Source organism: Halosimplex pelagicum (assembly GCF_013415905.1).
Lineage (GTDB): Archaea > Halobacteriota > Halobacteria > Halobacteriales > Haloarculaceae > Halosimplex > Halosimplex pelagicum.
The window spans coordinates 1,804,072-1,818,131 of record NZ_CP058909.1 but is presented as its reverse complement, the minus strand read 5'-3'; the positions used below and the strand labels follow the sequence as shown (position 1 = coordinate 1,818,131).

Sequence of the window (14,060 nt, the reverse complement as noted above, 5' to 3'; positions counted from 1 at the left end):
TATATCCTTACGAGCCATCGTTTTCAATTGTTGCAATGTTGCGTAGTTCGACCGATAGTAGCTCCTCGATACTATATGCCATGTACGAGCCGTTCATCGGGTGAGCGGCCGCTTCATCTACCCAGCCAGAAGACATGACGCTCCACCTCGGATCGTCGAATACGGGCCTTCCAACGGCCTCGAGGGTCTGATCTACAGGAGGTTTCTCACTGCCGCTGTATACTTCACCGAACGGATTGAGTCCCACACCATCATCTTTCCGTCCAGCACCAATGATATGGCCTACTTCGTGTACTACTGTCTTTTGTAGATGATGTGCGCGCTTATGATTTGGATTCTGAGACTGGTCGTGGTCCGCAGTGAATATGAGTACTCCCCATCCAAATCCACCACTGTTCCCGTTTGTAGAAGCGATTCCTCCGTCAAAACTTTGAACAATAAATTCAGAGTTATTCCCACCTTCCGTTGTCACGAACATGTATAGTTTAGACGAGTCGTCGTGGTACATCTGCTCCAGAGCAACGCTCTCTTTGTAATCTATCGGTAGTCCCACCTTCCCGTAGGGGAGTAGTTTGGTTCGAAGGCGGGAGCGGGAAAACGTATCAGACATAGTGAACGTGACATTGAATCCGTACAGTGCGTAGTTGTTGCTAACGTTCTCGAACAATTGTTCGAACCCGATCGGATGGGCGGAAGCGTTCTCGTACCGGTCGACTTCGACAGCGAGGTTGAGGTCGGGTTCGGATCCTGCGCCCATCGGATCTGCCGAATGTCCCGCTTTGCCGTCCCAGTACGTCTCGCCCAGGTGGATGTTCGAGTGTTCGCGTTTGCCGTCGCTGTCGACATCTGCGCCCGGTACCGGACCTGAAACGTGATGCGTGCCGACCTGTTGTGGGACCACCTCGTCGCCTTCGACCCCGTCACCGGTGTAGAGATGTTCCTGATACAGGATCACGTTGTCGCTCCAGTCGACACCGTACACCCCGATCCAGCCGTCCCAGTACCCATCGCCGTCCGTATCCGGGTCCGTCGGATCCGTCTCGTAACTCACCGACTCGTCCATCTCGACGAGATCGGCACTCACAGCCTCCGTCACACCGTGGACTTCCTGCCCGTCGGTCAGCCCGTCGTCGTCCGAGTCCGGATCCCACGGATTCACGCTCCCGTTGAACACGAGCGATTTGTCGACCTCCTCTTCGTTCGACAGCCACGTGTCCGTCCGAACGACCGAATCCAGCGCGTGGAAGTCCACTCTGGCGAGGTCCTGGCCGAACGTCGGCCGGACGAAATCGAAGTCGTCGGTCCGGTCGGTCAACTCCAGCGACGACAGTTGCCCACGACGCTCGACGATGTGCGCGCCGACCGCCACACCGGCACGACCATCGGCCGCGAGACGCTCGACGAGATCCTGGTGCTGCTCGGTCAGTTCGTACGTTACCTCGGCTCTGGGGTCGGTGAACGTGATTCCTTTCTCGACGCCGTCGACGAGACCGTCGCCATCAGTGTCGCGGTCCAGCGGCTCCGAAGAGACGTGTATGGTCCCGATCGTCCGGCCGCTCTCCGGCGGGTCGCTCTTCGAACGGTTGTAGTACCGGAACGGGTCGCCGCTGGCCGTTTCAACGACGGTGATGTTCCATCCCCGGAACTCGTCGTCCAGTGCCCCGTCACCGTCAGTGTCCGGGTCCGTCGGATGCGTCGTCGAATTAGCGATCAGCCGTGCCGTCTCACGAGTGTCGTTCGCGGGCAGCCGTCGCACCGAGTACTCCTGCCCGTCGGAGACGCCGTCGTCGTCGGTATCCGGGTCCTTCCAGGACGTGTTGAACGTCTGGGTCGGCCGCACTCGTCCGGTCGCACGACCCGAACCCATCGCGGCCATGTGCTCGTACGCGTAGGTCTTGTTCTCCCAGGCGTTCCACAGGCCGTCGCCGTCCGTGTCCGTCCGCGTCGTCACCTGCAGCCGCGTCGAGACGTTCGCCGAGACCGCCCGGACCGTCACGTCGGTGCCCGGCTGGAACGCGTCCAGCGGGACGTATTGGCGCACGGTCCCGACCGTCCCCAGCGTCAGATTGTACCGTTCGGTGATCTGGCGCCGGTTGCGCGGGTCGGCCGCCTGCCGGTAGCCACTCACCACCACCGTCGCGTTGGGGTCCATCCCGGTCTGTTCGGTCTGGTAGGTCAGATCCAGCCCGCGGTCGCCGACCGACGACGGCACGTCGTAGCTCCATTCGAGCGAGCCCGTGCTCGCGTCGTCGGTCGCCGACCCGTTCGCCAGCGCCTCGGGCACCTCGACCGTGATCGGTTCGTCGAGGTCCAGGCTGACGTTGCGCGGGTCGGTCGCCTGCCCGGTCAGGAACTCCCAGCGGCGGATCCGACCGGGGTCGTAGATCTCCTTGCCCGCCGCCTCGTTGAACGCCGGCGTTATCGTGATCGTCTCGCCGGTCAGCCCGCCGCGGTAGGCGCCGCCGTCCGTGTTGTGCCGACTCCACTTCCAGTCGGGGTCCGTCCCGCCGTCGGAGTAGTCGTCGTTGCCGGTGTCGTCGTCTCTGACCACCCACTCACCGACGCTCGTCGGCAGCCCCGCCAGATCCAGCGACGCCGCGCCGCCCGAGCCGTCGTCGGCCTTGTCGTGGATCGTCACCAGACTCAGTCCCTTCGGCCCGGCCCAGAAGAACAGCCGGCTGGTGTCGCTCTTGGCGACGGGCAGCGGCGAGTTGATCTCGAAGTCGCCGAAGTCGTAGAACCGCTCGATGGTTAGCCCGTTGCTCAGCGGCGTCACCGCGAACGACCGGTTGCCCTGGGCCACCGTGATCTCCAGCGAATCCGGCTCTCCACCGAGCGTCGCCGTCGCGTTCGTGACGGTGCAGTCACCCGAACACGAGAGCCGCCCCGCCGCCTGCTCCGCTTCCAGGTCGACCGGCGCGACGCCGTCGACGCGCCGGGCCGACCGCCAGCTGTCCACGTCGATCACCGTGTAGTAGGAGAACGAATCGGTCGTCACCGTCGCCGTTCCGTTCACTCGGTCGAAGGTGGCGTCGACGCTGTGCCAGTCGCCGCCGCGGGTTCCGTCCCACTTGTACACAGCCAGATCGTCGTACTCGGACGGATCGCGCGACGCCTCGACCGAAAGGGTGAGCGTCGCGCTCTCGAAACTCGTCCGGTTCCTGATGTGGATCGTCGGGCCGGCGCTGACGCTCTCGTTTCCGAGCGGACTCGGCGTTGCCTCCAGCGTGACACCGTCAGCGACGTTGCCCTCGCCCGTCATCGCTAGCGAGACGCCGATGGTCTCGTTTTCGACCCGTGTCGTGTACGTCTCGTTGCCGTCATCGACGCCGTCGCCGTCGGTGTCGGCGTCGATCGGGTCTGTCTCGAAGGGCGCGGTCGGCTCCTCGCCGTCGGTTAAGCCGTCGCCGTCCGAGTCGGGGTCGAGCGGGTCCGTGCCGTTTGCGAGTTCGTTCGGGTCGCTGACGCCGTCACCGTCGCCGTCGGCGAACAGCGGCGCGGTCCCCTCGGCAACCTCCTCGGCGTGGGTCAGCCCGTCGCCGTCAGGGTCCTCCTCGCCGTCGACGGTCCCGTCACCGTCGGTGTCCGCCACGAGCGGGTCCGTCTCCGTCAGGAACTCCTCGCGGTCGGTCAGTCCGTCGCCGTCGGTGTCGGCCGCGAGCGGGTCCGTCCCGATGTCGTGTTCGGTCATCGTCCCGAGCGAGTCGTTGTCGAAGTCCGTCCGCCCGTCGATCGTCCCGTCGTCGGCCTCGTCGGCGTCGGTCATCGACGAGTCGCTGTCGGGGTCGAGCGGGTCCGTGCCGAGGACTTCGGTCTCGTAGGTCGCGTTCAGCCCGTCACCGTCGAGCCTGAGCGTCGCGTTCGCCGTCGTCGTTCCGTTGTTCCCGACGACTGTTACGTTCACGCGATTCCCGCCCGCATCGAGCGGGACAGACACGCCGACCGGGAGGCTCCGATTCGCGGTGACGACCAGTCCCGTGAGGTTCCGCCCGACGACGCGGCCCCCGTTGACCGAAGCCACGAGCGTGTCGAGAGCGACTGGCCCGTCCGCCGAGACGTTCACGCCGACGGTGTAGTTACCGGGATCGCCCCCGTCGCGTATCGGATCGTCCCGGGACAAGACCGTCGCCGAGACGTTCCCGTCGAGCGCACCATCCGTCTCGTTGCCGTCACCGGGAGCAGCCTCGTTGTCTCCGTCGACCGTCCCGACGGGCAGCGTCGCGTTCGTCCGCTCGACCGCGCGCTCGACGACGAAGTGCGCCTGCCGCCAGACCCCTCGTAACTGGCGGAGCGCACTCGCCCGCAACCGGATGGCTCGCCGCCCATCGGCGTCGCGCGCCCGGGACATCGTCCCTTCGGCGCGGTCGTACGTCCGCTCGGCGTTGTCGAGGTGTGCCTCCATGCTACGGACGACCCCTTCGTTATCGATATCGCCGCGCGACTCGTTCAACAGTCGCCGCGCGTCGGCCACCTCCTGATAGGCGGTCTGGTTGTCAATCCGCAGGACAGCGTCTGCGACCGCCGTCGCGTTGTCCGCTGCGTCGGTCCCGGCGAACGCGGTCAACGCCTGCACCCCAACAGCGTCGTGGTTGAACAGCTTCGCCGACGACGCCCGGACAGGTCCGCGGTAGTGCTGACGCGAATCGTTGAACCGGTCGGCCGCTCGGTCCCGTGCTGACTCGAACCGCCGCGTCGTTGCGGTCAGTTCTCTCGTATCCTCGACTGCCTGTGTCTTTAACGACTGAGGCGCGTTCCCCGCCGCGATCGATTCGTTCCCCGCCGCTTCGACCGTCCCGATCGAGACCAGCGGCGTGAACGTCGCCGTCACCAGCAGGTAGGCAGCCACCACTGCCCCCAGCCGACCCATAGATCCCATAACACGAATGGGTTATCTCCCGCTATTAAATTGTTTTGAAAACACACGTATCTAGAACAAGTAATCCATCCGTCCAGTGTCCGGTGAAGCAGTATCCCGAAGCCGGAACCGGACTCCTCAGCCGTCTCGCAACCGCAGAACGCTCCGGTCGAGTCCCGTGACGGACGCGACCGAGAGCCAGGTCGAAATCGGCGACGGAGGTTTCGCAGACGCCCCACACCCCGTCGCATCGGCGAGGGCGAGCCGGTAGACGTGCGGGCGACGCATCGGTACCGGGCGCTCCGACGGCGCTGCTCGGCTCGATAACCGGACGAACCTGTACGAAGCGGAATGACTGGCCCGCCGTCGACGGGTCGCGACCCCGACCACTCACATCGTCGTATATCGGTCCTCGGCCCACGGGTTCGCCGTGTTGGAGTAGCCGCGTTTCTCCCAGTAGCCCCGCTGGGGCTCGGTGAGGAAGGTGACGCCGTCGACCCACTTGGCGCCCTTGTAGGCGTACTTGTGCGGGGTGACCACCCGCAGGGGACCGCCGTGGTCGGAGGGAAGCGGGTCGCCGTCGAACTCGCGGACGAACAGCACCTCCTGACGCATGCACTCCTCCAAGGGCAGGTTCGTCGAGTAGCCGTCCATCGCGCCGAACATGACGTGGACGGCGTCGTCGGCCACCCCGGCGCGCTCGGCGATCTCCGGGAAGGGGACGCCGACGAATTCGTTGTCGAAGCGGCTCCACCCCGTCACGCAGTGGAAGTCCTGGCGCTGGGTGTCGGTGGGCAACTCGCGGAACTCCGCCCAGGAGTAGGTCAGCTCCTCCTCGACGGCGCCGCGGACGGTGAACTCCCAGTCGTCGGGGTCGAACTCCGGGGTGTGGTCGAGCGAGAGGACGGGGAACCGCTCGGTCTCGCGCTGGCCCGGCGGGAGCCGCTCGCCGTCGAACTCCTCGTGGATGTCGGTCACGTCTCTGACGCCCATGGGCGCCCTTCGGCGCGGCGAGTGGTAAGCGACCGGACTGAGAGCGCCGGGTGGCCGTCGCCCCGCTCCGCCCGCCGGCCACCTGCGCCGGCCGGCCGACGGTTTATCGGCTCGCCGACGCTACACTCGGGCGACCAGCGATGCCCGTCATCAGACTCGAAGCCGACTCGCCCGAGCGCACGCAGATCGGCGAGGGGCTCGTGAAGTTCGCCGTCCAGGCCGGCCGCCTGGAGACCGGCCGCGAGGAGGGGCGGTACTTCCTCCGTCACGACGACGGCTGCGCCGTCGACGGCCGGCGGATCGCTCCCGGCGACCCGTTCGCCTTCGACACCGAATCCGGTGAGATCCGCTGTCTCGACCACGTCGACGAGGGCGCCGCGGCCGCCCGCGCCGAACGCGAGTGAGGCGAGCGCGACGCCGACCCGTCGGTCAAGGGACGACGCCGGCCGGTCAGTCGGGGGGAGTCCCGACCGGTCAGTCGAGGGTCGCGACGACGGCGTCGAACACGTCCAGCGCTCGCTCGACCTCGTCGGTGGACTCGACGAACGCGAGCGTCCGCGGCGGCCTCGTCGCTTTCGGCCGGACGCGCAGCCCCGCGTCCGTCGCCGCCGCGGCCGCCTCGTCGGGCGCCGCGCGGAACTCGACGCGCAGCCGGTCCGGGTGGAGGGAAACCGCCGCGAGCGTCCGCGATCCGGCGGCCACCGCGTAGGCGACCGTCCCGTCGACCGTCGGCTCCGGGTCCGCCCGCTCGTCGACGACCGACAGCTCGCCGCCGGCCGTCGGGCCCGCGGTCGCGACCGCGTCCGCGAATCGCCGCGCGAGTTCCTCCCCGTCCGCCCTCTCCGGCTCGTCCGGTCCCCGCGACTCGTCGGCCCCGTCCGCAACCATACCTCGACTCCGCGCGGCCGCCGGAAAACGCTCCCGCTCGGTCGGCCGCCCGAGCGCCCGTCGACCCGCCGACTGGTTGCGCGGTGCGGGCGCGATAGGTGCGTGATAGCGCCGTCTACGACCGATTGCGATCGTTTGCAGTCGGGCGGTTCTTTCCGGGCGTCGTCCGAACAGTCGGTGCCATGATCGATAGCCTGCAGACGGTCGGGACCGACGACGAACCACGGGGTCGGGTCCCGGTCGGGAGACGGCGATGAGCGAGCGGTTCGTCGTCGTCGGCGGCGACCTGGAGTGACGGCCGCAGGGGTCGTGCCAGCCAGGCTCCGGCCCGGTCAGCTCTCGACCGAGCCGGCGGGCGTCTCGGTGTCCTCGTATTTCGTCTCGAACTCCCGGATGAGCTGGCCCATCTTCGCGTACCAGTCGTTGAGCATGCGCTGCATGTCGTCGGCGATGGCCTCCGGGTCGGTCGGTTCGTAGACGTGGTAGTAGCCGCCCTGGTCGTAGTTGACCTGCTCCTTCCGGATGAACCCGGACTGGAGCAGTCGCTGGACGGCACGGTAGGCGGTCGAGCGCTCGCGGTCGACGGCCGCCGCGATCTCGTCGACGGTCAGCGGCTCGTCGGCCCCGACCAGCGCCTCGAACACGTCCCTGTCGAGTTGCTTGAGCCCGTGGAAACACTCCAGCAGCCCCTCGCACTCCATGTCCCGCTGTAGCTGTTCGGACATCGAATCCGGCATCGGTATCACTCGGGTCTACGGCGGAGGTGGTTATAATACTTGTGTGAAGATCGTACAATTTCGATCGCCAGTATCGCGATCTATGCCGATTTGTCGGCCCCCAATCGTTTTTGGCCGAAAAGAGTTTGTCTTAACGACCCAATACTCCACAGGAATGATGCTCCCGATCGACCCGACCGAGATCGACCCCGACGACTTCGGGGAAGCACAGGCGACGCTGGAGATGGACCACGAGGCGGCCGTCGACCACGTCCGCGAGGTGTTCACCGACGCCGGGTTCGGCGTCCCCGTGGAGTTCTCGCCATCGGAGATGCTCAACGAGAAGGTCGACGCCGACAGAGACCCCTACTACGTGCTGGGGGCCTGCAACCCGGCGATCGCCGACAGGGCCCTCGACGCGACCGACGACAGACTGGGCGCGCTGATGCCCTGTAACGTCGTCGTCTGGGAGGAGGACCCCGGCCTCCAGCGCGTCTACCACGTCTCGATCATGCGCATCGCCCGCCTGCTCGGATTGGCTTCCGACGAGGAGGCGATGGACGAGATCGTCGCCGAGACCGGCGAACTCGTCGACGAGGCGTTCGAGAACCTCGGATAACCGCTCCGACACGGCCGAACGGGAACCCCGGCTCCCCGTCTCCGCCACCGGTTTCGCCGAGTTGCCGATTGTGAAGTCGTACATACATTTATATAGGAGCGGCGTGCGACGGTCGATATACGATGCGTCCCCGAAACGCCCTCCCCTCCATTAGCCCCGGCCCTAGCCGCCTCCGCCGGACGCTCCGCCGCGGCGCCGCCGCGGCCCGAGCGCTCCGCCCGGACTCCGTCCGGGAGGCGGCCGACGCGACCGCGTACGTCGGCCTCGTCGCCGCCGTCGTCGTCGCCGGCTACCTCCAGGGCGGCATGACCGTCGTCGTCGCGGTCCCGACCGTCCTCGGGGTCGGCCTCGGCAGTATCGCCATCCTCCAGGCCGTGATGGCCTGTCTGTCCGTCTCCGGCATGTTCGGCTGCTCGGCGCTCGCCCTGTTCGGCCAGCGCGCCGTCGAGGAGACCGACCGCCGCCCGGCGACCGGCCCGACCGTCACCGCCGTCGTCCCCGTCCACCGGGACGCCGCCGTCCTCCACCGCAGCGTCGAGAGCCTGCTCGACGGCCGCTACGAGGACCTGCGGGTGGTCGTCGTCGCCGAACCCGACGACGCGGACTCCATCGCACGCGCACGCGAGTACGCCGCCCGCGAGGACCGCGTCGAGGCGCTGGTCAACACCCGCTACCCCGGCAGCAAGGCCGGCGCCGTCAACTACGCCGCCGAGGCGACCGACTCCGAGTACCTCGCCGTCTTCGACGCCGACGAGCGGGTCGACCCGCGGTTCGTCTCCAGCGCCGTCGCCCGCCTCGACGACTGCGACGTGGTGCAGGGCCGGACCGTCCCCGAGCCCGACGGCCTCGTCGAGACGGTCGCCTACTACGAATCGGTCGTGCTGGGCGACCTGAGCCAGCGGCTGCTCACGCTGGTGACCGACTTCACGATGGCCGCCAGCCGCACGATCGTCATGCGCCGGTCGGCCTTCGACGCGGTCGACGGCTACGACCCCGCGATGCTCACCGAGGACTACGCCTTCGCCTTCGACTGCTACGAGGCCGACCTGGACGTGGTCGAGCTGCTCTCGCAGGCCTCGACCATCGAGGGCGCCCACTCGGTCGCCGACTGGTGGGGCCAGCGCAAGCGCTGGATGACCGGCTACGCCCAGACGCTCCACGACCTCCTGGTCGGGTGTCGCTCCCCGCGCAACTACCGGACGCTGCTCGCCCCGCTACTCTGTGCCGGGTCGGTGTTCGGCAACGTGTTCATGCTCTCGCTGGTCTCGAAGGCCGCCGTCCTCGTCGTCAGCGGCGCGGTGACCTGGCTCGCGCTCCCCGTCGCGACGCTGGCCGGCGCCGCGCTGGCGCTGCGCGTCGGCGACGCCCGCCGCGACCGAGTCGACGGCGTCGGCCTCGCGTGGCTCGCGACGCCGCTGGTCCTCCCGCTGTACAGCCTCGTCGGCATCCGCGCCGCCGTCGCCTACCTGTTCACCTGGGACGGCGAGTGGTACAGCGTCGCCAAGGGCGTCTGAGCGTCCCCAGGGCGTCTGAGCGTCGCGACCGTCGTCCGACCCCCGGACTGCTCTCCCCTAGATGTCCACCCAGTCGGCGTCGGGCGCGTTCTCCTTGATGAACTGTTTGCGCGGTTCGACAGCGTCGCCCATGAGCACGGAGAACATCTTGTCCGCCGCAGCGGCGTCCTCGATGGTGATCTGCTTCAAAATCCGCTGTTCGGGGTCCATCGTCGTGTCCCAGAGCTGCTGGGGGTTCATTTCGCCCAGGCCCTTGAACCGCTGGACCTGCGAGGGGTTGCCGTCGCACTTCTCGGCGACGATCCGGTCGCGTTCCTCGTCGCTCATCGCGTCGTAGGTCTCCCCGCGATACCGGACGCGATACAGCGGCGGCTGGGCGGCGTAGACGTGACCGCGTTCGAGCAGCGGGCGCATGTGCCGGTAGAAGAAGGTGAGCAGGAGCGTCCGGATGTGCGCGCCGTCCACGTCGGCGTCGGTCATCAGGACGATCTTCTCGTACCGCAGGTCGTCGATGTCGAACTCGTCGCCGATGCCGGTGCCGATGGCGGTGATCATTGCCCGTATCTCGTTGTTCTCCAGAACCCGGTCGAGGCGGTGTTTCTCGACGTTCAGAATTTTGCCGCGGATGGGGAGGATCGCCTGGAACTCGGGGTTGCGCCCCTGTTTCGCGCTCCCGCCCGCCGAGTCGCCCTCGGTGATGAACAGCTCGGCGTCAGCGGGGTCGCGGGCCTGGCAGTCCGAGAGCTTCCCGGGCAACGCCGTCGACTCCAGCGCGGAGGTCTGCCGGGTGACTTCCTTCGCTTTCTGCGCGGCCTGGCGGGCCTGTGCCGCCTCGACGGCCTTCCGGACGACGGCCTCGGCGGTGTCGGGGTGCTCCTCGAAGTGGGTCCCGAGGCCCTCGTGGACGGCCGACTCGACGACCCCGCGGACCTCGCCGTTGGCGAGTTTCGTCTTGGTCTGGCCCTCGAACTGCGGGTCGGGGTGCTCCACGGAGACGACGGCGGTCAGCCCCTCGCGGATGTCGTCGCCCTCGAGGGTGCCGTCGATCTCGCCCAGGAGATCGTTGGCCTCGGCGTAGTCGTTGACGACGCGGGTCAGCGCGGTCTTGAAGCCGGTGAGGTGGGTGCCCCCCTCGCGGGTGTTGATGTTGTTCGCGAAGGCGTGGACCGACCCCTGCAGTTCGCTGGTCGCCTGCATCGCCACCTCCACCCGGACGTCGTCGGCCTCGTCCTCGAAGTAGACGACGCCCTCGTGCAGCGGTTCCCTGGTCTCGTTGAGGTACGCGACGAACTCGCGGATGCCGCCCTCGTAGCGGAACCGGTCCTCCGTCCCGTCGCGCTCGTCGGTCAGCGTGATCGCGACGCCGGAGTTGAGGAAGGCCAGCTCGCGCAGCCGCGAGGCGAGCGTGTCGTAGTCGTACTCGCCGGCGTCGAAGATCTCCCGGTCGGGCCACAGCCGGACCGTCGTCCCGGTTCCCTCCCCGGGTTCGAGGTCACGCACGCGCTCGAACGCCTGGGCGGGCTCGCCCCGCTCGAAGGCGTGTTCCCAGACGGCGCCGTCGCGCTTGACCTCGACTTCGAGGCGCTCGGAGAGAGCGTTGACGACGGAGACGCCGACGCCGTGCAGTCCCCCCGAGACCTGGTAGGACTTGTTGTCGAACTTCCCGCCGGCGTGCAGGACGGTCATCACCACCTCGACCGCCGGCAGGTCGTACTTCTCGTGGGTGTCGACCGGGATCCCCCGGCCGTCGTCGGCGACGGAGACCGAGCCGTCGTCGTGGACGGTGACGGCGATGCGCTCGCAGTGGCCGGCCAGTGCCTCGTCGATCGCGTTGTCGACGACCTCGTACACGAGGTGGTGTAGTCCGCGCTCGTTGGTCGGCCCGACGTACATCGACGGGCGCTTGCGCACGGCCTCCAGCCCCTCCAGGGCCTGGATGGCGGTCGCGCCGTACTCCTCGGGATCGTCTTCCATACGCGTGTCGTCGACCGCGAGGGGGGTAAAACGGCGTTTCGACGCAATATATGTAAGTTATTTTATAACTATGGCGTGGCGACTGTCGGGTGCGAAGCGATGTCCACCGCGGATCGGCTCCGCCGGGTCGGGCAGACACTCACGGAGGGCGGCGGAGCCGGGTCCCCGGTGGTCGCCGGGGTCGGCGCGTTCGCGCGCTCGTCAGGCCTCCACGAAGATCGGCGAGCTCCACGCCATGTCGCCGTCTTCCTGGACGATGCGGGCGTAGTAGGCGTGCTCGTCGCCGTCGTCGGCGTCGACATCGAAGGAGACGTCGACGTCCTTGTCGGTGGCCTCGCCGACGTAGCGGAAGGCGAGCTGCTGTTCGAGCTCGCCGGCCTCGACGACCATGCCGTCCTCGATCTCGCCCAGTTCCCACGAGTCGGTGAGGAACGGGGTGCGGAAGGACAGCTCGGCGTCGGCGGGCGCGTCGAGGTCGAGCTTCACGCCGAGGTAGTTCCCGGAGATGGTGGAGTCCCACTCCATGGTGGTGTCGTTCATCGACGTGATGCCCTGCTCGGGGTTGTCGAAGCCGAACTCGGTGGCGCTCTCGATCTCGCCCTTGTCGAGGGTGAGCCCGCCGTCGGCGTTCTGGATCTTGTGGCGGACCTTCGAGCGGGCGCCGCTCCAGGTGAGTTCGAGCAGGTCCTCGCCCTCGGTGAGGTCGACGCTGTCGACCTGCTCGGAGCCGTCGAACAGGTCGATCCGCTTGATCGGGGAGGTGCCGTTGGCGGTCACGTCGAAGCTCACGTCGCCGTCGACGCCGATCTTCTCGCCCATGTTGGCGCCGTCCAGATCCACGTCGAGGAGGATGCGCTCGCCGGTGGTGCCGTAGCAGCGGCGGCTCTGCATGGCGTCCCAGAGGCCGTCGCGGGTGAGTTCGTCGACGCTGGCGGCCATGACCCCGCCGGTGATGTTGAAGTCGGCGGCCTGGAGGTTCGCCACCTCGGTCGGCTCGTAGTGGTTGGTCGGGCGCGAGGCGCCGAGGCGACCGGTGTGGTCGTCGCTGCCGGCGATGAAGCCGCACTCGTAGCCCCGCTCCAGCGCCTCCTGGCCGAACCACTCGAAGACGCCCCAGAAGGAGTTGATCTCGACGAACGGCGTCAGGTCGTACTCGACCTCGTCCTCGTCGCGCAGGCGGGCGGGCCGACCGCCCTGGTGGGGGATGATCATCACGTCGTCGCGGCCCTCGTAGGCCTCGTACATGTCCTCGACCTTGTAGGTCCCCTCGTGTTTGTCGAAGCCGTCCTCGGACTGCCAGCCGCAGCTGCGCAGCAGCGGCTCGTCGTCGTTCTTGAAGTAGACGTTGTGGTCGCCGCCGTTGACGGTGGAGGTGGACCACTCGTTACAGAGTAGCGTGACGAACTCGCCGTCCTCGTGGTACTTCTTGGTGCCCTCTCGGACCTGCTCCCAGTACTCCTCGGTGACCTGGAAGTCGTTGGCCGCGTGGGCGGCGAAGTCGATCAGCGCCTCGTCACGGGCGAACGAGAAGTACTCGTCGATGGTGCCGGTGCCGACGGTGTCGCCGGACTGGCCGTGGATGTCGCCCCAGTGGACGTCGTACTCCTTGTCGCCGCCGACGACGATCGGGTTCGAGGTGGCCTCCCACTCGCGGTCGGTGTCCTCGATCGTCACGCGGTGGACGCCCTCGTCGTTGAACGTGACGGGGATGTGCTCGACGGGGTCGTCGGCCTCGAAGGTGAGCGTCTCCTCGCCGCCGTTGGCGATGGCGAGCTCCGCCTCGTAGTCGCGGGCGGTGTTGTACCAGTAGTCGAGCGCGCGGACGACCACCTCGGTCTCCTCGCCGGGGTCGACCGTCGACGGCGCGATCACCTGCAGGCGGGCGGCCTCGCCCGCGACGATCTCGTAGTCCACCTCGTCGAGCTGGACGTAGTCGCCGGTGCCGAACATGTCGACGAAGAAGTGGAACTCGAAGGCCGTCTCCGGGAACGACTGGACCTGATGGCCCATGCTGCCCTCGCTGGTGTCCCCGAGCGTGACCGTGATCGTCTCGCCGGGCTCGGTGTACCCGTCGTGGACGTCGATCACGATGTTGTCGCCCCAGGGCTTCTTGGTCCGGTAGCGGCGGTCGAAGTGGCCCTCGACCGTCGCGTCGCCGGAGGTCGAGACCGAGGCGTAGTTGTCCGCCGTCGGGTCCTCGAACTGGGGTTTCGCCCAGTCGCTCGTCTGGTTGGTCGCGATCTTGATGCGGGACCCGTCGTCGAGTCCCAGCTCGCCGACCGTGTACTCGATCTCCCACGTGTCGTACGCGCCGGCTGTTACCTCGTCCTCGGAGATCGACACCGTACCGTAGTGGTGGTCGATCTCTTCCTGGGACGTCGCTTCGCTTGCGATCTCTTTCTGGATATTTCCGCTCATTGGTCGTTTTCGACTGACGGGCCCTTCGCCCTGTCAGCAAACGTTCGGTCATTACTACAATACAAAAGTCTGGTGCTATAATC

General features: G+C 67.2%; 9 protein-coding genes. 3 read left to right on the top strand and 6 right to left on the bottom strand.

Annotated elements, in window-relative coordinates; all coding sequences use genetic code 11:
- Positions 1-7 precede the first annotated feature (7 nt).
- Both HZS54_RS08945 and HZS54_RS08940 read right to left on the bottom strand, forming a co-directional pair.
- On the bottom strand, positions 8-4,876 hold the full coding sequence (locus HZS54_RS08945) for a hypothetical protein (protein ID WP_179922049.1): 4,869 nt from the start codon (positions 4,874-4,876) through the stop codon (positions 8-10).
- 369 nt (positions 4,877-5,245) lie between these two features.
- On the bottom strand, positions 5,246-5,848 hold the full coding sequence (locus tag HZS54_RS08940) for a sulfite oxidase-like oxidoreductase (RefSeq protein ID WP_179922047.1): 603 nt from the start codon (positions 5,846-5,848) through the stop codon (positions 5,246-5,248).
- Between the two features lie 140 nt (positions 5,849-5,988).
- Here HZS54_RS08940 and HZS54_RS08935 point away from each other — a divergent pair, with 140 nt between their 5' ends.
- Complete coding sequence (locus tag HZS54_RS08935; protein ID WP_179922045.1) at positions 5,989-6,252, top strand: DUF8075 family protein; 264 nt, start codon at positions 5,989-5,991, stop codon at positions 6,250-6,252.
- A gap of 70 nt (positions 6,253-6,322) precedes the next feature.
- On the opposite strand, the gene HZS54_RS08930 is transcribed toward HZS54_RS08935, so the two are convergent.
- A complete protein-coding gene (locus HZS54_RS08930) occupies positions 6,323-6,736 on the bottom strand; it encodes a DUF7993 family protein (protein ID WP_179922043.1) in 414 nt (137 codons plus the stop codon).
- Positions 6,737-7,068: 332 nt separating this feature from the next.
- Positions 7,069-7,473 carry a helix-turn-helix domain-containing protein gene (locus tag HZS54_RS08925; RefSeq protein WP_179922041.1) on the bottom strand — a complete coding sequence of 135 codons (405 nt, stop codon included), beginning with the start codon at positions 7,471-7,473 and terminating at the stop codon, positions 7,069-7,071.
- 154 nt (positions 7,474-7,627) lie between these two features.
- Between HZS54_RS08925 and HZS54_RS08920 the strand changes: the two genes are divergently transcribed.
- A complete protein-coding gene (locus HZS54_RS08920; protein ID WP_179922039.1) occupies positions 7,628-8,071 on the top strand; it encodes a DUF302 domain-containing protein in 444 nt (147 codons plus the stop codon).
- A gap of 122 nt (positions 8,072-8,193) precedes the next feature.
- On the top strand, positions 8,194-9,585 hold the full coding sequence (locus tag HZS54_RS08915; protein WP_179922037.1) for a glycosyltransferase family 2 protein: 1,392 nt from the start codon (positions 8,194-8,196) through the stop codon (positions 9,583-9,585).
- 57 nt (positions 9,586-9,642) lie between these two features.
- Here the strand turns inward: HZS54_RS08915 and gyrB are convergent, their stop codons facing one another.
- Entirely contained in the window at positions 9,643-11,559 is a 1,917-nt protein-coding gene (gene gyrB / locus HZS54_RS08910; protein WP_179922035.1) for a DNA topoisomerase (ATP-hydrolyzing) subunit B, read from the bottom strand.
- A gap of 201 nt (positions 11,560-11,760) precedes the next feature.
- Positions 11,761-13,977, bottom strand: coding sequence for a DUF3604 domain-containing protein (locus HZS54_RS08905; RefSeq protein WP_179922033.1), 2,217 nt, complete (start codon positions 13,975-13,977; stop codon positions 11,761-11,763).
- Positions 13,978-14,060: the final 83 nt, after the last annotated feature.

Coding starts and splice junctions, on each gene's coding strand:
- HZS54_RS08930 (WP_179922043.1), bottom strand. CDS start 6,736: ATGGTTGCGGACGGGGCCGACGAGTCGCGGGGACCGGACGAGCCGGAG.
- HZS54_RS08925 (WP_179922041.1), bottom strand. CDS start 7,473: ATGCCGGATTCGATGTCCGAACAGCTACAGCGGGACATGGAGTGCGAG.
- HZS54_RS08915 (WP_179922037.1), top strand. CDS start 8,194: ATGCGTCCCCGAAACGCCCTCCCCTCCATTAGCCCCGGCCCTAGCCGC.
- HZS54_RS08940 (WP_179922047.1), bottom strand. CDS start 5,848: ATGGGCGTCAGAGACGTGACCGACATCCACGAGGAGTTCGACGGCGAG.
- HZS54_RS08935 (WP_179922045.1), top strand. CDS start 5,989: ATGCCCGTCATCAGACTCGAAGCCGACTCGCCCGAGCGCACGCAGATC.
- HZS54_RS08920 (WP_179922039.1), top strand. CDS start 7,628: ATGATGCTCCCGATCGACCCGACCGAGATCGACCCCGACGACTTCGGG.
- HZS54_RS08945 (WP_179922049.1), bottom strand. CDS start 4,876: ATGGGATCTATGGGTCGGCTGGGGGCAGTGGTGGCTGCCTACCTGCTG.
- HZS54_RS08905 (WP_179922033.1), bottom strand. CDS start 13,977: ATGAGCGGAAATATCCAGAAAGAGATCGCAAGCGAAGCGACGTCCCAG.
- gyrB (WP_179922035.1), bottom strand. CDS start 11,559: ATGGAAGACGATCCCGAGGAGTACGGCGCGACCGCCATCCAGGCCCTG.